General features: G+C 62.6%; 17 protein-coding genes. 9 read left to right on the top strand and 8 right to left on the bottom strand.

The features are described from left to right. Nucleotides 1–46 precede the first annotated feature (46 nt). The 7 genes from JSS27_07555 to JSS27_07585 all read left to right on the top strand — a co-directional run bounded on the left by JSS27_07555 (nucleotide 47) and on the right by JSS27_07585 (nucleotide 9,835). Nucleotides 47–487 carry a flagellar assembly protein FliW gene (locus tag JSS27_07555; GenBank protein ID MBS0208792.1) on the top strand — a complete coding sequence of 147 codons (441 nt, stop codon included), beginning with the start codon at nucleotides 47–49 and terminating at the stop codon, nucleotides 485–487. A 125-nt stretch (nucleotides 488–612) separates the two neighbouring features. Continuing rightward, complete coding sequence (csrA, locus tag JSS27_07560; protein ID MBS0208793.1) at nucleotides 613–879, top strand: carbon storage regulator CsrA; 267 nt, start codon at nucleotides 613–615, stop codon at nucleotides 877–879. Between the two features lie 669 nt (nucleotides 880–1,548). Continuing rightward, the gene (locus JSS27_07565; GenBank protein MBS0208794.1) at nucleotides 1,549–4,602 is read left to right on the top strand and encodes a hypothetical protein; all 3,054 of its coding nucleotides are present in this window, start codon (nucleotides 1,549–1,551) and stop codon (nucleotides 4,600–4,602) included. A gap of 266 nt (nucleotides 4,603–4,868) precedes the next feature. Continuing rightward, nucleotides 4,869–7,664, top strand: coding sequence for a flagellar filament capping protein FliD (fliD, locus tag JSS27_07570; GenBank protein ID MBS0208795.1), 2,796 nt, complete (start codon nucleotides 4,869–4,871; stop codon nucleotides 7,662–7,664). A gap of 218 nt (nucleotides 7,665–7,882) precedes the next feature. Next, entirely contained in the window at nucleotides 7,883–8,323 is a 441-nt protein-coding gene (locus JSS27_07575; GenBank protein ID MBS0208796.1) for a flagellar protein FliS, read from the top strand. 227 nt (nucleotides 8,324–8,550) lie between these two features. After that, entirely contained in the window at nucleotides 8,551–9,414 is an 864-nt protein-coding gene (locus JSS27_07580; GenBank protein ID MBS0208797.1) for an ABC transporter substrate-binding protein, read from the top strand. A gap of 184 nt (nucleotides 9,415–9,598) precedes the next feature. After that, the gene (locus JSS27_07585; protein ID MBS0208798.1) at nucleotides 9,599–9,835 is read left to right on the top strand and encodes a hypothetical protein; all 237 of its coding nucleotides are present in this window, start codon (nucleotides 9,599–9,601) and stop codon (nucleotides 9,833–9,835) included. Nucleotides 9,836–10,042: 207 nt separating this feature from the next. Here the strand turns inward: JSS27_07585 and JSS27_07590 are convergent, their stop codons facing one another. Further along, a complete protein-coding gene (locus tag JSS27_07590) occupies nucleotides 10,043–11,734 on the bottom strand; it encodes a sigma-70 family RNA polymerase sigma factor (protein ID MBS0208799.1) in 1,692 nt (563 codons plus the stop codon). 118 nt (nucleotides 11,735–11,852) lie between these two features. After that, the gene (gene dnaG / locus JSS27_07595) at nucleotides 11,853–13,724 is read right to left on the bottom strand and encodes a DNA primase (GenBank protein MBS0208800.1); all 1,872 of its coding nucleotides are present in this window, start codon (nucleotides 13,722–13,724) and stop codon (nucleotides 11,853–11,855) included. 664 nt (nucleotides 13,725–14,388) lie between these two features. Here dnaG and JSS27_07600 point away from each other — a divergent pair. After that, nucleotides 14,389–15,084 carry a leucyl/phenylalanyl-tRNA--protein transferase gene (locus JSS27_07600; GenBank protein ID MBS0208801.1) on the top strand — a complete coding sequence of 232 codons (696 nt, stop codon included), beginning with the start codon at nucleotides 14,389–14,391 and terminating at the stop codon, nucleotides 15,082–15,084. A gap of 185 nt (nucleotides 15,085–15,269) precedes the next feature. On the opposite strand, the gene JSS27_07605 is transcribed toward JSS27_07600, so the two are convergent. After that, the gene (locus tag JSS27_07605) at nucleotides 15,270–15,641 is read right to left on the bottom strand and encodes a hypothetical protein (GenBank protein MBS0208802.1); all 372 of its coding nucleotides are present in this window, start codon (nucleotides 15,639–15,641) and stop codon (nucleotides 15,270–15,272) included. A 403-nt stretch (nucleotides 15,642–16,044) separates the two neighbouring features. On the opposite strand from JSS27_07605, the gene JSS27_07610 reads away from it, so the two are divergent. Then, nucleotides 16,045–16,329, top strand: coding sequence for a hypothetical protein (locus tag JSS27_07610; protein MBS0208803.1), 285 nt, complete (start codon nucleotides 16,045–16,047; stop codon nucleotides 16,327–16,329). A 37-nt stretch (nucleotides 16,330–16,366) separates the two neighbouring features. On the opposite strand, the gene JSS27_07615 is transcribed toward JSS27_07610, so the two are convergent. The 5 genes from JSS27_07615 to JSS27_07635 form a co-directional block, all read right to left on the bottom strand. Next, a complete protein-coding gene (locus JSS27_07615) occupies nucleotides 16,367–19,381 on the bottom strand; it encodes an anaerobic glycerol-3-phosphate dehydrogenase subunit C (GenBank protein ID MBS0208804.1) in 3,015 nt (1,004 codons plus the stop codon). A gap of 80 nt (nucleotides 19,382–19,461) precedes the next feature. After that, nucleotides 19,462–19,923, bottom strand: a complete 462-nt coding sequence (locus tag JSS27_07620; protein ID MBS0208805.1) for a hypothetical protein — start codon at nucleotides 19,921–19,923, stop codon at nucleotides 19,462–19,464. 7 nt (nucleotides 19,924–19,930) lie between these two features. Continuing rightward, a complete protein-coding gene (locus JSS27_07625; protein ID MBS0208806.1) occupies nucleotides 19,931–20,746 on the bottom strand; it encodes a hypothetical protein in 816 nt (271 codons plus the stop codon). 12 nt (nucleotides 20,747–20,758) lie between these two features. Continuing rightward, on the bottom strand, nucleotides 20,759–21,403 hold the full coding sequence (gene folE, locus JSS27_07630; GenBank protein ID MBS0208807.1) for a GTP cyclohydrolase I FolE: 645 nt from the start codon (nucleotides 21,401–21,403) through the stop codon (nucleotides 20,759–20,761). A gap of 78 nt (nucleotides 21,404–21,481) precedes the next feature. After that, a complete protein-coding gene (locus JSS27_07635) occupies nucleotides 21,482–21,868 on the bottom strand; it encodes a DUF309 domain-containing protein (GenBank protein MBS0208808.1) in 387 nt (128 codons plus the stop codon). Nucleotides 21,869–22,017: the final 149 nt, after the last annotated feature.

The following is a 22,017-nucleotide window of genomic DNA, read 5'->3' on the forward strand; positions in this document are numbered from 1 at the left end:
GGTGCGCCCGGAAACTGCTCGATACCTAGCGGAAGGCAGAGATTCCATGCTGTTGAAAACGACACGATTTGGCTCGGTATCGGTCGAACCAGGGGACGTGCTGACGTTCAACAGCGGCCTGCTGGGGCTGGAAGCCTGCCGGCAATGGGTGCTCTTGGCCGATGCGCACAACGACGCGCTGGGCTGGCTGCAATGTCTTTCACAGCCCGAGGTCGCGCTGGCGCTGGTCAGCCCGCGGCGATTCGTGCCCGATTACCAGTTTCGGGTCTATCGCAGCGAGCTCGCCCCGCTGGAGTTGGAACAAGTGAGCGCGGCCCAGGTGCTGGTCATCTTGGGTCGCAACGAATCGGGTTTGACGCTTAATCTGAAGGCGCCGATCGTGATCAACTTGCCGCGCCGGCTGGGACGCCAGGTGATCGCCAACGGCGAATTGGCCGTGCAACACCTGCTGGACGGCGCGACGACCAAATTGCGGAAGTCGGCTTAGATTTTTTCGGCACGGCACAAAACACGTGTCACACTTGAGAGTGTCGAACCAGACCGGAACATCCCAGCAAACGGCCGCTGCACGGAATCAAACGCGGCAGGCCTTAACGAACCAAGGAGCAGAAGATGCTTGTATTGTCGAGGCAACGCGACGAAAGCATCATCATTGGTGATAACATTGTGATCACGATTGTTGATATTCGTGGTGACAAAGTGCGATTGGGTATCGAGGCGCCGACCGAGATTCCCGTCCATCGCCAAGAGGTTTACGAGGCGATTCAGCGTGAGAATCTGAAGGCCAGCCAATTGGACCCGAACGTGGCGCGAACGGTGGGCCGCCCGCAAGGCCCCCGCCCAAGTGCGGGCAAGAACACGCCTCCCGATCGCCGCTAGACTGGCCGCCGCCAGAACCCGCTCAGTCGCGCGGCTGCCAGCGCCTTCAAAGCACTGAAGTTCCGATGGGCGGGCTGCCAATCGTGAGTTTCTCGCCATTTTCTCCCGCCAGGCGTCGGTTGCGTGACACCGCGCGCTGGCAGTTCGCCCCGCGCCGGTCATTGACGCTGACATCTATATCCTGCGCGATTCGTGAAGCACCCATTGGGGCCACCGGTCGCTAGCGGCTTGCCCCGCGCCGCGGATTGCGCGAATCCGATGCGCCTCGCCGGAAAGCCCTCTCAACAAGTTCATGTTTAACGACTGTACGTGCTCTGTCGATCGCGCAGTTCAAGGCAGCCTTGGCAAGAGATTTCTTTAGTCAAAGCTTCCGGGGCCACCTGAGTTTTTCTCAAGCGTATAAAAATGGGGCGACGATAACGCCTGCATTGTGATAGCGAGGCGTCGCAGGTCGGATCGATTGGTCCGTGGCGAAGCGAAAAAAACATTCCACCTGCACCCCGCGCTCACAAAACACAACCTACAGTTCAACGTTCCAGACACTACGAGCCAAAGCGTTCGGAACAAACTAGCGTCGCACGCAACAGCGTTGGCCGGTAAGCAGAACTTCCTGCGGGTCCGGTGAAGCTGAACCAGATTTGGACCCAAACTTGAGAAGGGGTTTCGCGAATGACCCGCATTAACACGAACCTGACCTCGCTCACCGCTCAGATCAATCTGACGCAATCGCAGTCGAAGTTGCAGCAAGCCTTGACGCGGTTGTCAACCGGTTTGCAAATCAACAGCGGCAAGGACAACCCGGGTGGTTTGATTGCCAGCCAGATTCTGGGCTCGGAAATCACCTCGGTTAACGCCTCGATCAGCAACAGCCAGCAAGCCAACAACATGCTGGCCACCGCTGATTCGGCGTTGTCGCAAGTCAGCTCGTTGTTGAACGACGTGCGTGGTCTGGTTCAACAATCGGCCAACAGCGGGGCCATCACCCCGGCCCAGATTTCGGCCAACCAGGTCCAGGTCGACTCGGACCTGCAAAGCATCCTGCGTATCGGCCAGACCACGGTGTTCGGTGGCAGCTACCTGTTGAACGGCAGCAAGGCCTTTAACGTCACCAGCAGCAGCATCGCCGGTCTGTTCAGCAGCACCTCGGACATCAACGTCTCGTCGTTCAACCCCAGCGCCAAGCAAGCCGGCGCCAGCAACGACGTGACCCTCAATCTGACTCAATCGGCTACTCAGAAGACCGTCAGCCTAGCGGGCGACAGCCAAGTGGTCGGTGGCAGCTCCAGCTTGCGTAACCTTTCGCTGGGCAGCAGCACTCGCACCACCACGACCATCAACGGCACCGCCCTGCAAAGCTTGTCGTCGAACACGCGCGCCTCGCGCACGATCACGATGGCCAGCCTGAGCGGTTTGACCGGCGGCGCGGCGACCGTCACGCTCAATGTCACCGGCAACGCCGGCAGCCAGAGCGTCACCGCCACCCAATCGTCGCTGCTGGCTGGCAGCGGCGCGGGTGCGACCTATCTGGCCGGTCTAGTCAACGGCACGACCGCCAGCACGGGCGTCACCGCCAGCGTGGTCTCGGGCAACGTCGTACTGAACTCGGTTGGCAGTGGCACGGGCGCCCTGGCGAGTGTCACCGCGACGGCCGCTTCGACCGACTCGACGAAGTCGACGTTGGCCGCCACCAGCGGCACCACGACCGACGCCGGCAAGACGGTGACCTTCTCGATCACCAATAGCGGCGGCACCGACAACTTCACGGTTGACACCTCGACTTTCGCCACCGCCTCCGACGTCGCGACGGCGATTGTCACCGCAATTACCGGCAACGCCACCAACACGGGCGTCACGGCCGCGGTGGGCGCCGGCAACACGGTGGTCATCACCAATGCCGCGGGGAACAGCAGCGCGATCAGCTATGGCGCCGCGGGCGGCACCAGCACCGTCGGCAACAAGGCCGCCGTGCAGACCGTCCTGACTGGCGCCACCGCCGGTACGGCCTCGCCGGACAGCACGGCCTTTGCCGCGGGTGTCGGCTCGCTAACCGCGGGCACCAACGGCACCTCGGGCAATCTGAGCGGCCGCACCACCACCTTCACCATCACTGGCAACAAGGGTTCGGCCACGATTTCGACCGCCGAGTTGAACGACGGCACCCTGACCGGCAACGACGTGATCACCACCGATGGCGCGTCGGGCCTGAACGCCCTGCGTGACCTGATCAACTCGCGAACCGGCACCACGGGTGTCTCGGCCGCGGTCTCGTCGGGGAACATCGTGTTGACTTCGGGCGGCGTCGGCTCGACCTCGCTGGCCACCTTCGGTGGCGCGGCGGGAAATGCCTCGGGTGACAATACCCTGATCGGCGCCACGACCACCCAGTCCACGGCCACGGGCGTGGACGGCACGTCGAACCAGGTCACGCTGCAAATCACCGGCAGCCTGGGCAGCGCGACGATCACGGTCAACAATGATCAGATCATCAACGACAGCTCGACGCTGTCGTCGGCCATCAACCGCGTCTCGGCCCAGACGGGTGTCACCGCTTCGACCAACGGCGGCAACCTGGCCGACGTGAGCTTGAAGACGAACGACTACGGCTCGGCCGCCGTGCTGACCGTCAGCGCCATCTCGGCCACCAACGCGGCTGACGTGACCTTGCTGAACGGCACTGGCACCCAGTCGTCGATCGCTGGCAAGGACGTGGCTGGCACGGTCTCCACGAGTTTGGGCACCGACAGCTTCACCGGCACGGGCGCCATGATCAACTACAACGGCTCGGCCATCACCTTCACCGCCAACACCAACGCCCCGAGCACCCAGCCGACCCAGGCCACCACCACCCTCGTCGGCACCAGCTCGACCGCGGGCGCTGGCATCAACCACTTGACCGGCGCGGGGAGCGACACGATCGCCTTCACGCTGCATGGCAACTTGGGTGGTGTCGCCACTTCGACCTCGATCACGGGGGTCAACGTGGCGGCCCTGCAAGGCGACAGCCGCGTGTTGGTCGACGCGATCAACAAGACATCGCAGACCAGCGGCGTGCATGCCGCGATCGATCCGGCCGCCGTCTCGAACGCCGGCGCGAATATCATCCTGACCTCGACAACGCCAGGCTCGGTCGGCTCGGCCAGCCTGGTCGCGGTTTCGTCGGGCACGACCCAGGCGGGCGACGTTGGCGTCTTCAACGCCGCCGGCAGCTCCACCAGCACGAACCCGGGCCTGAACGCTCCGGCGTCGGCCACGTCGAGCTTCGATGTCAGCGGTGGCGCGTTGTTCCAGATTGGACCGACCGTCAACTTCACCAACCAGGTGACCGCCAACATCCAGGGTCTGGACCTGACGACCTTGGGCCGCAACGTGCTGACCACCGGCCAGTCGGGCATCAGCTCGCTGCTGACCGGTGGCTCCAACTCGCTGAGCGCTTCGGACCTGAGCACGGCGGCCACGCTGGTCGACCAGGCCATTAGCCAGATCGCCACGCTCCGCGGTACGCTGGGCGCCTTGCAGAAGAACGTGCTGGACAGCAACATCACCGCCCAGCAATCGACCTTGGAACAGTTGACGCAAACTCAGAGCGACATCCAGGACGCCGACTTCGCCGCTGAAACCGCGAACTTGACCCGGGCACAAATTCTGGTGCAAGCCGGTACCTCGGTGCTGTCGATTGCGAACAGCCAGCCCCAGCAAGTGCTGGCGCTGCTGCCGCACGGCTAATAAACTCTGACTAAGCTACCCAATATCGCCCGGCCAGATGACCTCTGGCCGGGCGATTGCATTTTGGTGGGTAGGTCCAGTCGGTCCTGCCGATAGAAGCTATTAGAGAAACTCTGCGTGCGCGCCCGCGCATGCCGTGCTGCAGCGCCGCTCGCGTTCTCGCCGCGGACAGTTCGCCACCTGGGCATTCCGACGCTGATCGCCAGCGAGGATCCAGCGCGCTGCCAACAGGACCAGGCAGTCGTCCACGACTGCGGAGGCGATTCGTGGCTCGTATCTCATCCAGCGTCGGTCTGATCAGCGGGATCAACACCAGCCAGTTGATCTCGTCGATGCTGCAAATTGAAGGGCAGCCGATCACCGATCTGCAGAACAGGGTCACGACGGAACAGAAGCAAAAATCGGCGCTGTCGACGCTGCAGACCCAGATCCAGGCGCTGAACAGCACCGCCAGTCAACTCAAAAGCTTCGACACGATTTCGGCACGCACGGTCAACAGCTCGAATGCCAGCCTGGTGACCGCTACCGCGTCGACTGGCGCGGCGCTGGGCACCTATAACGTCACGCCGGTTCGATTGGCCTCCACCCAGCAATCGATCTCGAACGGCTTTGCCGACGCCAGCACCGCCAAGGTCGGCGCCGGTACCTTGGTGATCAAGCAAGGGGGCTACCTGGCCGCCGATACCTCGCTGGCCCAATTAAATGGCGGCGCGGGGGTCTCGCGCGGACGGATCAGCATCACCGACCGGAGCGGCGCTTCGGCCACGATCGATCTGACCGCGGCCCAGACCACCACCGACGTTGTCAGCGCGATTAACAACACCTCAAGCATCCGCGTCCACGCCACGCTGCAGGACGACCGGATCGTGCTGACCGATCAGACGGGGCTGACGACCGGCACCTTCTCGGTACAAGACCTGGGGACCGGTTCGACGGCCAAAGACTTGGGCATTGTCCAGTCGGTCAGCAATTCGACCATCACGGGGAGCAACATCAACCGACTGGCCCCCAACCTGCAACTGAGCTACCTGAACGACGGGCTGGGCGTGCAACGCCAAGGTTCGGTGGCCGACTTCCGCGTGACGGCCAAGGACGGCTCGACGTTCGACGTGACCTTGGGCTCGGCCAGCACCGTGCAGAACGTGCTCGACGCCGTCAACAACGCGACGGGCAACTCGGGCAAAGTCACCGCCTCGATCGCGGCCAATGGCAACAGCCTGGTGCTCACCGACAATTCCGGCGGCGGAGGCACGCTGAATGTCAGCGCGCTCAACGCCAGCCAGGCTGCCAACGATCTGGGCATTGCCGGCGATGAACAAGGCTCGGGGATCCTGACGGGCCAGCGCGTGCTGGCCGGCATGGGGAGCACGCTGCTCAAGGATTTGAACGGCGGCACGGGAGCCTGCACGCTGGGGAACGTGCAGTTGACCGATCGCGCGGGTGCCTCGGCGACGATCGATCTATCCGGCGCTACCTCGGTAGCCGACGTCATCAACGCGATCAATGGCGCGGGCATTGGCCTGACGGCCTCGGTCAATGCGGCCGGCGACGGCATTTCGGTCACCGACACCACGACCGGCACCAGCAACCTGCAGATCTCCGACGTCACGGGCAACGCGGCTAGCACGCTGGGTCTGGCCGTGAACTCGGCGACTAACTCGGTCGACTCGGGCGATTTGAAGCTGCGCTACATCAGCACCAATACCACGCTGGCCTCGCTGAACAGCGGCCAGGGAATTCCAGCCGGTAAGTTCACGATCATCAACACAGCCGGCAACTCGGCCACGGTCGACCTGTCGGGCTCGAACATCAAAACGATCGGCGACGTGATCCAGGCGATCAACACCACGGGCATTCACGTCACCGCCAGCATCAACAGCACCGGCGACGGCATCCTACTCAGCGATAGCGCCGGCGGCAGCAGCCAGGTGCAGGTCGTCGACCTGAGCGGCGGCGCCACCGCGGCTAAGCTGCACCTGGCCGGCAGCGGCACGACGCAAATCGACGGCTCGCTCGGCTACAAGATCTCAATCGGCGCCAACGACACGCTGAACACGGTCATGGCGGCGATCAAGGCGTCGGGCGCGCCGGTCTCGGCCAATCTGGTTAACGACGGTTCGGCCAATCCCTATCGGCTGGTGCTGACCAGCTCGCAATCGGGCGCCCAGGGAAAGATGCTGATCGACACCGGGGTCAGCGGCCTGCAACTGCAACAAGTGGCCCAGGCGTCGGACGCGGTGCTGGGGCTGGGCACCAATACGAACAACGCGCCTGCTTTGTTGTTCAGCTCGTCGACCAACACGTTCACGCAAGTCGCGTCGGGCGTCAGCGTGACGATCTCGGGGACCAGTACCGCGACGGTCTCGCTGAGCGTCGTCGGCGACAACTCGCAACTGGTCAATCAAATCAGCAACTTCGTCTCGCAGTTCAACGCGGCGAGCAGCTCGCTGACGACCGACCTGGCCTATGATCCGTCGGGCACGAACACCGGGCCGCTGCAAGGGGACGTAACCACGATCCAGGTGCAGGAAGCCCTGAACGGCCTGTTCGGCTATGTGACCGGCAATCCTGACAACTCGGTGCAAACGCTGGCCAACCTGGGCATCACCTTCCAACAGGGCCAACTTTCACTCGACCAAAACGTGCTCAGCCAGCAGCTCAACGCGAACGCCGGCAACGTCCAGGATTTTTTCAGCAACGTCAACGTCGGCTTCGCCAAGAAGCTGCAAACCGTCTCGGACCAGTTGGCCAACAACCTGACGGGCACGATCACGTACCAGATGTCGTCCATCGACACGCGCGTGGCCGATCAGCAAGCCACGATCGCGTCGCTGCAGGCTCACCTGGCCAATCGACAGCAACAATTGCAAACCGAGTTCGCTAATATGGAATCGGCCTTGTCCACGCTGCAGTCGAACAGCAATCAATTGTCCCAACTGGCCAATCTGGCGGTTCTGTCGCAGTTGGGCTTCAACAGCGGCGGTGGCTCCAGTTCGTCGGGGGGGTCGTCTTCATCGAAGTCATCGAGTCCCTCTTCGTCGTCGGGCTCGTCTTCGGGATAGCAACAGGCTGGCGAGCGTTGGGGTGCTGGATCAGCCAAAGCCTGGCTCACCGCGCTGCGCGATTCAGCCACTTGCTATCACCCAGCCGGTGCGGTTGCGTCGACCTGGAGGGGAAGCCAAGTTTTTTCGGGCCGCGGTTCGCTGGACGGTCGAATTAGCTGATAGCGTCGAAGCCGCACGTCGCACGGAATGTTTTTCCCAATCGAGGCGAACCACCGATGGCCACTTCAGCACGCTCGTACCTCGAAACCCAGGTCAACACCGCCACACCGCAACGGCTGCGGCTGATGCTGATCGACGGGGCGTTGCGGCTGGCCACGCGAGCTCGCGAGTCGCTGCGCGCGGGCAAACTGGGGGAAGCGACCGAAGCGATCGTGCGCTGCCAGGCCGTCGTCGGCGAACTGGGCGGTTCGCCCGACGCGAACAAAGCGCCAGAGCTGGCGCGGCAGATCGGCGACCTGTACCGCTTTGTCCATCGTTCGCTGAACGATGGGCAGCTTGAGCGGAGCGAGCAGCGTCTGACCGACGCGATCACCGTGCTTGAGATCGAACGCGAGACCTGGCAGTTGGTGTGCCAAGAGCTCGAACATCGCCCCATGCCACACTTGAACATGGGCGTCTCGACCGAGACGCTCGAAGGGTTGTCGCTCGAGGCGTAGTCGCGGACTTGCTCGCTCCTCCCTCGCCGCGTCATCTCGCATGCCCCCGGTCATTGACCGGGGGCTAACGCTCTGTCGATAGCGACAACTTGCGCCGCTGGCGTTAATTCGACGCCGTTTTCGCGGTTCTCGTCTTGGGTGGTCCTTGACCGCGCCAAGGTCATGGGCCAAACTGCCCTGTGCCGCATTTTTCGCCGGCTTTCCCCGCAAGTTCCCGGAGCTTTCGAGTGAGCATTACCAAGCAGATTATTCGCGTGGGGCACAGCCCTGACCCCGACGATGCATTCATGTTCCACGCCCTGGCCAATGGCAAAATCGACACCGGCGACTTGGAATTCCGGCACGAACTGGTCGACATCGAAACCCTGAACCAGCGGGCCAAAACCGGCGAGCTAGAGCTAACTGCGGTCAGCCTGCACGGCTATGCCTATCTGACAGACATCTACGCCTTGTGTCCCTGCGGCGCAAGCATGGGGGACAAGTACGGCCCGATGGTCATCGCCCAGCAGCCCGTGCCATTGAGCAAGTTGCGCGACAAGACGATCGCCGTCCCCGGCACATTGACCTCGGCGTTTCTGGCGCTGCGACTTTGTCTGGGGAATGATTTCAACTACGTCGTCGTGCCGTTCGATCAGATCATCGATGCCGTCGTGGCCGGCGAGTTCCAGGGCCAGCGCCTCGACGCCGGGCTGATCATTCACGAAGGTCAACTCACCTACGCCAACAAGAACCTGCACCTGATCGTCGACCTGGGGGCTTGGTGGTACGCCAAGACCGGCTTGCCGCTGCCGCTGGGGGCCAACGCCATCCGCAAGGATCTGGGGCCCGAGACGATGCGCGAGGTGAATCGGCTGCTCAAGGCAAGCATCCAGTACGCGCTCGACCATCGGCAAGAGGCACTTGATTACGCGCTGCAATACGGCCGCGACTTGGACCGCTCGAAGGCTGACCAGTTTGTCGGCATGTACGTCAACGATTGGACACTCGACTTTGGCCCGGTGGGTCGCAAGGCGGTCACCGATTTCCTGGCCCAAGGGCACCAGGCTGGCGTGATCCCGCACTTGGTCGTGCCCGAGTTTATTGACGACTAGAGCTTTCGACTCACACGTCAACGAACCCAACACCAGCCCAGGGGTCGCGCCCCCTGGGCTTTTTCATCGCAATCAACCGCGAACACGCACCGTGGCGAACGTCCCCCCACTCCCCCCGCGTCCCAGCCCGCAGCCACCGCCGAAAGGTTCGTGGATATCGATTGGATTTGCGGCGCTCGGGTTCATGTTGGCGTGCGTGGCGCTGACGTTTTTGACGATGGGCTACTTCTTGCTGATAGTCGTCCTGGCCGTGGTCATGTTCCTGGTCGTTGGCTTCCAGTACCTGTTCTTTGGCCGGGCCTTGGCGCGCGTGATGCAAGAGGCCAAGGAAGAAGAAGCTCGCGCCGCCGCCGCCGAGGAACGGCAAACCTTGGACGTCGAGTTCAACAAAAAAGCCCCCGGCGATGACGCCGAGGGCTGAGTGAAACGTCTACACCTCTCCCTCTCAGGGAGAGGTCGCGAACGCAGTGAGCGGGTGAGGGTAAAGACGTCGACAGTCAAACAACATTGCGCTCAGTGATACTTCCTGTGCGCTAAGCTTGTTGACCAGTAACGGCTCTACCCTCCCCCCTGCCCCTCCCTGAAAGGGAGGGGTGTTTACCGCGCGTCATGGAAAATCGAAGGCGGCTTAGCTTGCCAACCCTTCCAAGAAGCCTTCCAATTGTTTGCTGCGCACCGGGTGCTGTAGCTTGCGGACGGCTTTGGCTTCGATCTGGCGCACGCGCTCGCGCGTGACTTTGAAGATGCGGCCGACTTCTTCGAGGGTGTAAGTATACCCATCGCCGAGGCCGTACCGCAGCTTGATAATCTCGCGCTCGCGGAAGGTCAGCGTCTTGAGCAGCCCGTCGATCTTGTCGCGCAGCATTCCCTGCGCGGCTGAGCTTATCGGGCTTTCGGTGCCGCCGTCTTCGATGAACTCACCAAACGCGGTGTCTTCGCTTTCGCCGACCGGACGGTCCAAGCTGACCGGCTGACGACCGATGTTTAACACGCGGCGAACTTCCTCGATCGGCAAGTCCGCGGCCCGGGCGGTCTCTTCGGTCGTCGGCTCGCGACCCAATTGCTGCAACAGGTTCTTCGACACGTTGCGCAACTTCGACAACACGTCGATCATGTGGACCGGAATGCGAATCGTCCGGGCCTGGTCGGCGATGGCGCGAGTAATCGCCTGGCGAATCCACCAGGTGGCGTACGTCGAGAACTTGTAACCGCGACGGTACTCGTACTTGTCGACAGCCCGCATCAAGCCGGTATTCCCTTCCTGGATCAGGTCCAGGAAGCTCAGCCCGCGGTTGCGGTACTTCTTGGCAATCGAGACGACCAGCCGCAGGTTGCCGCCGGACAGCTCGCGCTTGGCGTACTCGTATTCGCGGAATTGGACCTGCATCTTCTCGCAGCGGCGTCGCAAATTGGCCGGGCTTTCCTGCGTCAGCAGCATCAAATCCAGCAGCTCTTTCCGCAGGTTGGCCCGTTCGTCCTTCAGGGCCGAGTTGCCGTCCAACTGGGTGATCTTGGTCGACAATTGATCCATCCGCCGTGACGCTTCGCACAGTTGCTTGATCATCGGCTGGATGCGCCGCGTCCGCAGGCTCAATTCCTCGACCAGCGTCAGCGCCTTGCGACGGCGCGACTTGAACCGCAAGGCGGCTGCCCGGCGTTCTTCCATCGGCCGGCTACGGCTGATCACCACGCGGAAGTCGCGGCGATTGTCCTTGAGCAGGTTTTCGAGCGTCCGCAGATTGTGCGGCATCCGCTGCGTGATCTGTTCCTTGGTCAACTGCTCGGTCAGCGAGACCTTGATCGTGCGGTCGAACGGCAGCGCGCCGTTGTGGACCTTTTTTAAGGTTTCGATCGTGGTCCGCATGGCCAAATCGCACGACAGCAGCGTGCGACGGAAACGCTTGCGCGTAACTTCGATCTTCTTGGCCAACGAGATTTCCTGTTCCCGCGTCAGCAGCGGAATCTCGGCCATCTGGCTCAGATAAAGTCGGATCGGGTCGTCGCTCCAGCGCGACTCTTCGACCAGTCGCAGCCGCGGCGCGTCGGCGTCGTTGGCTTCCGATTGCGCGAGCATTTCCCGCGCGCGTTGTTCGATGGCAAAGCCGTCGCCGTTTTCTTCGCCCGCCGCGTTCAACTCGGGCTCGGGAGCTTCACTGACCAGCTCGATCCCCTGCTCTTCGAGCGCGATCAGCAAGCTGTCGAGCTTATCAGGGTTGACCGCTTCGTCGGGCAAATACTCGTTGACCTGGTCATAGGTCAAGTAGCCTTGCGACTTCCCTGTTGCGACGAGTTCCGTCAGGTCTTTGTCGGCTAGTTCCACGTGTCTCCCTCCGGCGCCGAACGGCGCTGCAAGACATCACCAATTATGGTCAGTCGGCGCGGCGCGAATCAAGCGATTCGGCGGCCACCTGCCAACAGACCAACCGCACAAGGCATCCCTACCCATCCGTGGGCACGGAAATACCTTGCCGGACTCGCTGCTTGTCGACCAGCGCGCGAAGCGCCGCGGCCGGATCGGCCTCGGCATCCACGCTCTTCGCCCGGGCGGACGCTTCGGTCGTTGTCGACCGACTCGTTCGTTCCTCCCGCTCGGTGCGAAACATGGTCAACAAATCACGAATTTCGCGGGCGACGTTGTCCTCGGCGCTGCCACTGCGGCCGAGTTGCGAGCGTTCCTCGTCCAATTCCACCAGGGCGCTCTTCAGCGCGGGGTCATCGAACAAGAGCATCAGCAGGTCAAACGTCGGGCTTTTTCCTTCGGTCAACAGCCGCAGCATTGCGCCATAGATGGTGCGCCGCTGAGGACAACTGAAATCGTCGAGCGTCATCTCGTCCATCACCTGGGCCAGCCAGCGCGGATCTTCCAGGACGATGTGCAACAGCCAACGCTCGGCCAGGACTTGTTTCGATTTAACCTGAACCGGCAGGGCAGGTTCGGGCGTCGGCGCCGCCTGCTCGACGCGCTTGTTCGGTCGCCGCAACTCGGCCAGCCGCTGTCGCAGCCGAGCGTCTTGCAACCCCGATCGCTGGGCCAACCGGTGCAGAATCTGATCTTCGCGCAGCTTTACCGCCGCGTCGGTGGCCGACGCCAGCCGGGGGGCCTTGGCCAGCGTGGCCAACACGTTTTCCACCGCCTGGGCCACGGCATGAATGCCCGCGTCGGGCGGCAAGCCGGCGGTCGCCATGCGGAACTTGTGCTCCAAGGCATCGACCGCGTTGTCCAGTTCGCGTTGCAGAGCAGGAGCCCCCCGCTCGAGCAGCAAGTCGGCCGGGTCCAATTCGTCGGGCAGCGTCAGGATGCGGACGTCCATCTGCTCGGCCACGAACAATTCGAGCACCTGGTCGGCGCGCCTTCGGCCCGCCTCGTCTCCATCGAGCACCAGGTAAACTCGATCGACAAATCGCTTGAGCAAGCGCAGGTGACGCTCGCCCAATGCCGTCCCCAGCACCGCCACGGCGTTGGCAAAGCCAAACTGCCGGGCGATCAGGCAATCGGTATAACCTTCCATCACCAGCACCTGGCGTGACTGGCTCAAGGCGTCCTTCGCCGAGTCCAGGCCATAGAGCAGGCTGCTTTTGCTGAACAGCGGCGTCTCGGGGGAATTGACGTACTTGGCGGGGTTGTCGGCGCTGGCCGTGCCGGGAACCACGCGCCCGCCGAGCGCCACGGGGCGTCCTTGCGGGTCGCGAATCGGGAACAACACCCGGCCGCGGAACCGATCGTAATAGCCCGAGCCGCTTTGCCGCGGGCTGACCAGGCCGACTGCTTCGAGCACCTTGGCGTTGAAGGGCGTTTCGTGGGCTTGCTCCGCAAGCCAACTCCATTGTTCCGGCGCAAAGCCCAGCCGATACTTGGCAATCGTCTCGGAGGTCAGTCCCCGGTCGAGCAGATAGTCGCGAGCGACTTGAGCATCAGACGACTTGAGCAGGTAATCGTGATATTGCTGTTCGGCCCAGGCCATGGCCCGGAAATAGAGCCGCTTGAGGTCGTCCCCTTGCGGATTGGAAGATCGGGTGTTGATCGAGATGCCGGCCCGATCGGCCAGCATTTGCAGCGCCTCGGGGAAGCTGACTCCCTCCATGCGCATGATAAAGCTGAACACGTCGCCGCCGATATCACAGACCCAGCAGCGGAACGACTGGCGCGTGGGGTTCACCTGCAGGCTGGGACGCGAGTCGTTGTGCCAGGGGCAAAGGGCTTTGTAGCCCGAGCCTTCGCGCCGCAGGGGGAGATAGTCGCCGACCAGATCGACAATGTCGACCGCTTCGCGCACCTGTTGTTTGGCATCGAGTGGCGAAGCCAACGACATCGCCTTCTCCTGAATCGTGCGCGCACGAGCTAAGGTAGCAACCGACACAATGCGTCCTTGCAGCAATCTTTTGACGGTCGGCACGTATCCACACTGCCGGCGAACCCACACTGTCAGCAGCCGATCGATCCTTCAATCAGCCGCGAGATCATCGCCACGACCGAACGGCCCGGCGATTTTTTCTCAAACCGTCACCAACTTCCGACAAGCTCCGCTTGACACCCCACGCGCTGCGAGGGGTGCAAGGCGGGGCGATTATATGTCCATAGCAAAAACGGGTCAAATCCAAACGCGGGGCCGCCCAACCCGGCGCAAAGCGTGATATTTCAACGGATTACAACGTCTCGCAAGCGAGCGCAGAGCGACCAACACGGGGCCTCGGACAACGTGCGGCTGTCCGACATTCGTTTGGGTCTGCGCGAGCGATTCCGATATTATAAGGCTGGTTGGCGTCACCGCGACGGTTGATTGGTTGTCGGTAGTGGATCAGTTTGAAGAATCAGGGTGGCGGGGTCAGAACGCAGTGATGGCCCCGAACCGCAATCACAGGGCCATCGCTGCGCTCTGACCCTGCCACCCAACGCCTTTGGATTCAAACTGACCCACTACCTGGTGGTCAGACGTCGAATTGACGTTTTTGTGATTCGCGCCGCTGGTTTGCCCGATGCATCAACCGTCGCGCTATTTCCCCCCCGTCGAGAAGGCCGACCGTTACGGCGTGCTGGCCGTCGGGGGAGCGTTGACGCCCGACCGCCTGCTCGACGCCTATACGCACAGCATTTTTCCCTGGCCCGATGCGCACGGCCGGATCGAATGGTGCTCGCCGCCGGTGCGGGCGATTTTCGAGTTTCACGAATTCCACATCTCGCGCCGGCTCGATCGGACGCTGCGCCGCGGAACATTCCAGGTGACCTGCGATCGGGCCTTTCGCCAGGTGATGACCGGCTGTGCCACGCAAGCCGATCGGGTCGGCGTCACCTGGATCACGCCGGCTCTGATCGACGCCTATTGCGAGTTGCACAAGCTAGGCTTCGCCCACAGCGTGGAAAGCTGGCAGGATGGCGAGTTGGTCGGCGGGGTTTATGGCGTGGCCGTTGGCGCGATGTTTGCCGCCGAGTCGATGTTCCATCAAGTCAGCGACGCGTCGAAAGTGGCGCTGGCCTATCTTATCCGCCACCTGGAAGCATGCCGATACGAGCTAGTCGACATCCAACAATGGACGCCCAACAGCGCCAGCCTGGGCTGTCGGCCGATCTTGCGCGCCGACTTCATCGCCCGGCTACAGCACGCGCTGCTCAGCCGCCCCGACTTTGAGAAAGAACTGCGTGGCGGAGTTCCGCGGAGGGAGAAAAGTTGCTAGTTGCTGGTTGCGAGTTGCTAGTGGAGCAAGAAGGCTGCGGTCCTTTCTAGCAACTAGGAACCAGCAACTCGCAACTTCCCGCCCCCCAAAAACCAACAGAGCCGAGCTGCCTTACGGCGGCTCGGCTCCGTTGTCGCAGGGAGAAGCTGGTCACTTCCTGACGAAGTGTCTCGGTGGTGTGGCGATTAGTAACCGCCGTAGCCGTAGTTGCTCAAGCCTTCCGAGCTGGCCCAAGCGGCGACGTTCACGCACTTGCTCTGCTGGAAGTTGTTGTACGAGTTGTTGTCACAGAAGTCGGCCGAGTCCGAGAACTGGGCTCCGGCCGAGTGGCCGGCATGGCCGCAGATGCCCGAGTAGCTGAAGCTCTGATCGACGTTGGCGAAGGCCTGGGCCACGTCGGCCAACTCGCTGACCACCGAGTCGCGGACGCTCTTCAAACCGACGATCACACCGATCACCAGAATCGTGGCGATCAACATCACTTCGGCCGAGACGATGGCGCCCTCTTGCTCGTGGACGAAACGGCTCAGCACGTTCTGGAAAGTCTTGCGAATCATGGGGGGCTTCTCCGCTGCGTGGGTTCGAGACAGTGGTCGGTACGTGGAGAACTGGTTAATGCAGGCCGCGCGCCACAAGCGTGCCAGAGCACCCGCAACCGGGGCAAGCAACTCACCCTAACCCCATTGCCAACAGCCATTTGAATAAATCAGAAAAAACGCTTTACCTAGTCAGAACAAGGCTGTTGGCCAAGTTGTCGCTGTTGCCCTCAGGCAACATGGCGGCGGCGTGGCGGTGGCCTTTCCGCATCATGCTGCCGGCGGGCGACTCGTTTGGCACTCGCCGGCCACGAAACGCCCCTCGTCAACCCGGGTTATGAACTACGCTTAGGTAAGGGATCGCCCTTCGACCGGCCCAGTTGGCTCGGTCGCCAGCGATCGCCTGCCCAAGGAGAGAATTGAGATGTCGAGCCGTCGAGCGTTCGTCGTGGGGTTGAGCTTGCTGTTGGTCGCCGGTTGCAAGCCGGCCGGCAAGTCCAAAGGAGATCCGTACGAGCGCGTTGCCAATGGCATGAACGAGCGGCAAGTGATCGACATCATGGGCGGCCGCCCCGCCAAGCGTCAGAAGGTGACCGGTGGCGAAGCTCAGGGGGGCGAACACTACCTGTACCGCTGGATGGAACGGAACCGCATCATCACCATCACCTTTGCCGAAGGCTTGGTGGTCGGCAAAGCGATTGTGAAATAGCGCCGACAGCCTCGGCAAGCCAATGGCCGATGCGTCGTTAAGTGACGACCAATTCCTGGCCGCGCGTGGTGAGCAGCTTCTGCCCACCGGGCAACAGCCCATAGGCCAGCGCCAGCAGCTTCAACGGATGGATCGTCGGCTTGCTGGTCGCCTGTTCCATCTGCATCTTGCAGGCGCTGCACTCGGTGGTACCGGCCAATGCGTTCGACGCCCGCAGCGCCGAAATCATCGGCCACCCGGCGCGGAGGCTGTTGCGGTAGTTCTTCCGCTTCAAGCCAAACATACCGGCCATGCCCGAGCAACCACGATCGAGCTTCCGCACGACCAGCCCTGGGATCAGTCGGAGCAAGCTCTCACCCGGCGTGCCGGCTCCCAGCGCGCGCAAGTGGCACGGCTCGTGATAGTCGACCGCCACGCTCAGCGGCTTGAAGTCCAGCTTCAGGGCCCCTTGCGCGTGCAGCCCCCACAGATAGTCACAGGCCTCCTGCGTGTGCTGGGCCACTTGCCGCGTGTCGTCGTCGTCGAGCAGGGTCGGATACTCCTGCGTCAGGCACAACGCCGCCGAAGGCTCGCTGCAGACGATGGTGTAACCCTGGCGAACCGCCTCGGCCAGCAACACGACGTTCTCGCGCGCCACGCGCCGCGCTTCGTCGATGGCGCCGATCGAGATCATGGCCATGCCTGACTGCGTCTGCTCGCCAGGCACATAGACCGACACGCCGTTGTGTTCCAGGACGGCCAGCAGCGCCTCGCCGATCTGTGGATCGTGGTAGTTGGCGTAGGTGTCGACAAAGTAGAGCACTTTGCGTCCGGTGCGACGCGACGGGCGTGTGAGCCGGCGTCGGTACGCGCGGCGCAGGAAGCTGCGCGAAGTAAACCGTGGTACTTTGCGGCCCTGGGCCAGTCCAAACGCTTTCTCCAGCAGCCAGCGCGCTTGCCGGTTGGACATGACCCAGTTGGCCAGTGGCGCGAACATTGAACCAATGGCGCTAATCCAATCGAGCCGCGTCAGCACCCAATCACCCAGCCTGAGGCCGTCGTTCGCCACGTAGGCGGCCTTGGCCTCGATCATCAGCTTGGGAATGTCGATGCTCGCCGGACATTCGAGCCGGCACATCTTGCAATTGACGCACAAGTCGGCGACCTGCTTGAAGTCATCTTTCTCGATCGCCTCGGCGGGCATGTCGCCATTGACCAGCGAACGCATCAGGTTGGCCTTGGCCCGCGGCGACGCCTCTTCGGCAGGCGCGAAGCGGAACACCGGACACATCCGCGAGTCGGGCGCTTGCGAGCGACACGCCCCGCAACCGTTGCAATGGCGTGACAGATTGCCAATGTCGGCAGGCGTCCAATTCAAATGCAACGGCACAAACGTCCGCGGCGCCACGGCCGGTGTGGCGAGCACTGCTGGCGTCGTGACCGCTGGCTCGATTGTCTCTACTGGCGACGTCGGGGGGGCGGGCGGCTGCGGCGCCGCCATCGGACGCAAGAACCGCGTCAACAACGTCGGGTCGTCGCCAATCACCTTACCCGGATTCAGGATGTTCTCCGGATCGAATATCTGTTTGATCTCGCGAAACACCCGGTACAGTTCGCCGTATTGCCGCTGGACGTAAGCAGTGCGGCTGAAACCAGCGCCGTGTTCGCCGCTAATCGTCCCGCGCACCGCGAACACCGCCTGGTACAGGTCGGCGGCCAGCGCCGCCATCAGCTTGACGTGAGCCGGATCGCCCAGGTCCAAGAACGGTCGCAGGTGCAACTGCCCATGACCCGCGTGGGCAAACAGCGTGGCCGTCACCTGATGTCGCTTGAGAATGTTCTGCATCTCGACCAGGAAGCTGGCCAGCGATTCGGGGGGCACCGCCATGTCTTCGACGAACGGCACGGCCTTGGTCACGCCGCGCAAGCGATGCAGCGTGGGCGTAACCCGCCGGGCCAGTAGCCAGAAGAAGTCGATTTCTTCCACGCTGGTGGCCAGTCGCGTGTCGAAAGCGAACCGCTTTCGGTGGCGCACCCGGTCGACCAGCCGTCGCAGCCGGTCGCGCAGCTCGGTCGAGTTGTCGCTTTGCAATTCGACCAGCAGCACCGCTTCGGCCGTGTCCGGAATAATCGGGTCAAATCGCGGCTGGCTTTCCCGCGCCAGGCTCAAGTGCCGCCGATCCATCAGATCGCACGCCGCCGGCTGAAACGTCAAAATCTCGGTCACGGCCCGGGCGGCGCTTTCCAACGACTCGAACAACAGCAGCGCCACGGCGCGATGTTTCGGCGTCGGCTGCGTGGCCAGGGTCAGCTCGGTCGTCAGCGCCAGCGTCCCTTCCGAGCCGCACAAGATGCGCGCCAGGTCCAAATGGTGCCGCGTGTAGACATCGCTCAGTTGATACCCACAGCGGTTCACCAGGCTGCGCGGCTGATGGCGGGCAATCACTTCGGCCTCGCGAGCCAGCAACTCGCCCAGGCGGTTGATCAGCTCGCGCTTGATGGGATCATGGTCGTGGCTGATCCCGTCTTCGAGCGGCTCACGACCGACTTCCATCGTGTGGCCGTTGGCCAGCACGACGCGCATGCCCAGCAAGTGCCGCCGGGCCGAGCCATATTTCAGCCAGTGGCTCCCCGAGCCGTCGAGCGCGATCACCGAACCCATCGTCGTCACGCCGGCGTTGGCCGGGTCGGGCCCAAACTGCCGCCCCTGGGGCCGGAGCAGTTCGTTCAACCGCTCGTAGACAACGCCCGGCTGGACGGTCACCTGCTCGGGCTCAATCCGCACCACGCGACGAAAGTGACTGGAAAAATCGACGACGATCCCCGGTCCCAGCGACTCGCCCGCCAGCCCGGTTCCCGCGCCGCGCGGATGAATGGGCAAGTGGTTCTCGCGAGCGTATTGCACCAGCGCGATCACGTCGTCGGTCGAGCGCGGACGCACGATGGCCAGCGGCTTGACCTGGTACAGGCTGGCGTCGCTGGCGTACATCTGCAGGAAGACTTCATCGCAATGGGCCTCGCCTTTCAGCAGCCCGCGCAAGTCTTCCTGGATTCGTTGTCGTTCAGGATCCATTCGAGCGATCGTCTTCCGCGGCCCGTTGACCTCTGCCCGCCAATCACAACTTGTCGTAGGACGTGCCCTTGGTCGTCACGTCAGGCCTTGCTCGCCAGACGAGCAGTTTGTTGCCGGTAGCGTTCGTGAATCGTCAAGTCGAACGAGCCATGCCGGTCGATGTTGACGCCCCCGCGATATTGCGCGTTGCACCGATAACAGGTCAGGTTCTCTCCCACCAGAAAATACGCGGCAAAGTCCGCCAGCGCCGTGGCCATCAGAATGCCGTAGGTCCAGTAAATCTGATAGTAGTACCAGGTCACGGTGCTGAGCGCCAGCCCGACCACCACGATCGTCACACCCAGCCGCTGCGAAAAATCCTTGCGGACGAACAGGTCGCTGCTGGGACAAACTAGGCATCGAGTGACGCTGTCGACTTGAATCGCCCCAGCGGGAACCTGATACTCGACGTGACAATGGGGACAGGCCAAGGCCTCGGTCGAATCATCGAATTCAACCCGCGCCGAGTGCTGACATTTGGCACAATCGAAAGTTACGTTCATCGGTTCATCATAGCGTAAGTCCGCTCACGCTCGAAAGTAGCAGGCTGCAGAGTTCCCCCAGGAAGACGAAGATCACCGACACGTACAAAATGCCAGTGGCGCTCTGTGTATTGGGAATCCGCAGCGTCAGCCAGGCCATCACGCCGGTAACCGCCGTGCCGGCAATGCCCGTCAGCCAGCGGAGCCAGAGCATCCAATACTGGGTCGATTCGGGCAGCAAGTTTTCGTCGACCGCATGCCAAAGCCCTAGCCCTGACGCGGCCGCGCGCAGCGCCACGGCGAGCATCATCCCCCCGATCAACAGCCGCAGCGGCGCAAGCTTCATACCCGGCGCATTCAAGTACCAGTGTCCCAGCAGCATCGCCGCGAGTGTCGTCCCGAGCAGCAACCCCGACGTGGCGGCATCAAACAGGCGAAGGCCAACATGCCCCCCCGCTGACTCGGGCATAGCCAAAAACAACCCCAGCGCCGACAACACGGCCGTAGTCATCAGCGCGAATCGCCCGCCGCCTGGGCTTTCGTACAACCAGGCCGCGGCCGACGCATAGGCCGCCAACGCGCCGACCAGCGGCGGCCACACGTATAGCGGCGCTTCGTCCGGAGCGCTCAGCGCCACCAGTGTGGCCAGCGCTTCAAGCCCCAGCACCACGTACGAATTGTTGCGAAAGTAGCCGCTGGTCACCGACCGGGGCGAGACGATGGTCATCGCGGCGCAAAAGCCGAACGCCAACCGCAGCAGAAACTGGCTCAACGTCAACACAACAACCACCGCCCGCCAGGGATCATGAAACCGGCCGTCACACGCGCCCGCGCGGCGCGTCAACGCGCCAGGTCATTACTTCGTGTGACCGTAGATCAGGTTCATGATCTCGGCGCGGCTCGACACGTGCGAGCGGAAGATGCCGCGCATGGCCGAGGTGACGCAGACGCTCCCGGGCTTGCGAATGCCGCGAATGGTCATGCAACTGTGTGAGGCCTCGATGACCACCGCCACCCCCTTGGCGTCGAGTTCCTCGACCAGCAGGTCGGCAATCGTCTCGGTCATTCGCTCTTGCACCTGCGGGCGCCGGGCCACCGCTTCGACCACGCGGGCCAATTTGCTCAGACCGATCACGCGCCCATTCGGCAGGTAACCGATATGCGCCTGGCCAATGAACGGCAACATGTGATGCTCGCACATGCTGTTGAAGCTGATATTCTTGACCAGCACGACCTCGTCGTACTTCTCGGTGAAGAACTTTTTCAAGTACCGGCGCGGCTCGTCGTGCAAGCCACCAAACAGCTCGGCATACATCCGGGCCACGCGGGCCGGCGTTTCGCGCAGGCCTTCCCGATCGGGATCCTCGCCGACCGCGGCCAGGATTTCGCGCACCGCGCGTTCGATGCGGGCATGGTCAATGGCGGTGGCCGCCGCAGCCGAGTTGCCAGCCGGTTCGTCCAATTCGCCGGCCAGACTGCCGTGCATGTTCGAGTCGCTCATGGTCACTCGCGAGATATTTTCAAAGGGTGCGAAAGGATGGGCGCGCCAGGTTCGATCGCCGCGTGTCAGTGAGTTTCGTTACGCCGGCGGCGGGTCGAGATGGATTTCCGGGATTAGCTCGGGATCGATTTCCAGGTTGGGAAAGGTTTCGGTCGCCGCCACGACTTCGGCAAAACATTGCTTCATTTGGGCGGTGAACTTGTCGAGGTCCAGCCCCATGTGCCGCGGTCGATACGGCTCGAGGTAGCCCATCGAACCGTAAAAAACCTTCTTGGCCCCGCGGATGTTGCCGTTGCCAAAATGGTGCAAGGCCACGGCCGCTTGAATCAACCCCTGTAAAAACTTGCGGGACGGCCCGAAGTCGGCCTGCCAGAGTTCTTCCCAGGCTTCATGGCTTTCAAAGAAATCACAAACATTAAACAGCTCGATTCCCTTTAGGTAGAGCGGGTCGTACGTGTCAGACATTGGGCTTCTCAGATCGATGCGAACCGGAACGTCGCAACTGGGAATCGGCGTAGGAACCACCATTATAGCGCCGCCGGGCGACCGACGACAGACTCGCCCCACGGCGTAAAGCCCGCGGCGGAAAACCCGGTAAACCTTACCAACTTGCC

The sequence above is a fragment of the Planctomycetota bacterium genome (assembly GCA_018242585.1).
Lineage (GTDB): Bacteria > Planctomycetota > Planctomycetia > Pirellulales > PNKZ01 > JAFEBQ01.

Coding starts and splice junctions, on each gene's coding strand:
- JSS27_07555 (MBS0208792.1), top strand. CDS start 47: ATGCTGTTGAAAACGACACGATTTGGCTCGGTATCGGTCGAACCAGGG.
- csrA (MBS0208793.1), top strand. CDS start 613: ATGCTTGTATTGTCGAGGCAACGCGACGAAAGCATCATCATTGGTGAT.
- JSS27_07565 (MBS0208794.1), top strand. CDS start 1,549: ATGACCCGCATTAACACGAACCTGACCTCGCTCACCGCTCAGATCAAT.
- JSS27_07575 (MBS0208796.1), top strand. CDS start 7,883: ATGGCCACTTCAGCACGCTCGTACCTCGAAACCCAGGTCAACACCGCC.
- JSS27_07585 (MBS0208798.1), top strand. CDS start 9,599: ATGTTGGCGTGCGTGGCGCTGACGTTTTTGACGATGGGCTACTTCTTG.
- dnaG (MBS0208800.1), bottom strand. CDS start 13,724: ATGTCGTTGGCTTCGCCACTCGATGCCAAACAACAGGTGCGCGAAGCG.
- JSS27_07600 (MBS0208801.1), top strand. CDS start 14,389: ATGCATCAACCGTCGCGCTATTTCCCCCCCGTCGAGAAGGCCGACCGT.
- JSS27_07605 (MBS0208802.1), bottom strand. CDS start 15,641: ATGATTCGCAAGACTTTCCAGAACGTGCTGAGCCGTTTCGTCCACGAG.
- JSS27_07610 (MBS0208803.1), top strand. CDS start 16,045: ATGTCGAGCCGTCGAGCGTTCGTCGTGGGGTTGAGCTTGCTGTTGGTC.
- JSS27_07615 (MBS0208804.1), bottom strand. CDS start 19,381: ATGGATCCTGAACGACAACGAATCCAGGAAGACTTGCGCGGGCTGCTG.
- JSS27_07620 (MBS0208805.1), bottom strand. CDS start 19,923: ATGAACGTAACTTTCGATTGTGCCAAATGTCAGCACTCGGCGCGGGTT.
- folE (MBS0208807.1), bottom strand. CDS start 21,403: ATGAGCGACTCGAACATGCACGGCAGTCTGGCCGGCGAATTGGACGAA.
- JSS27_07635 (MBS0208808.1), bottom strand. CDS start 21,868: ATGTCTGACACGTACGACCCGCTCTACCTAAAGGGAATCGAGCTGTTT.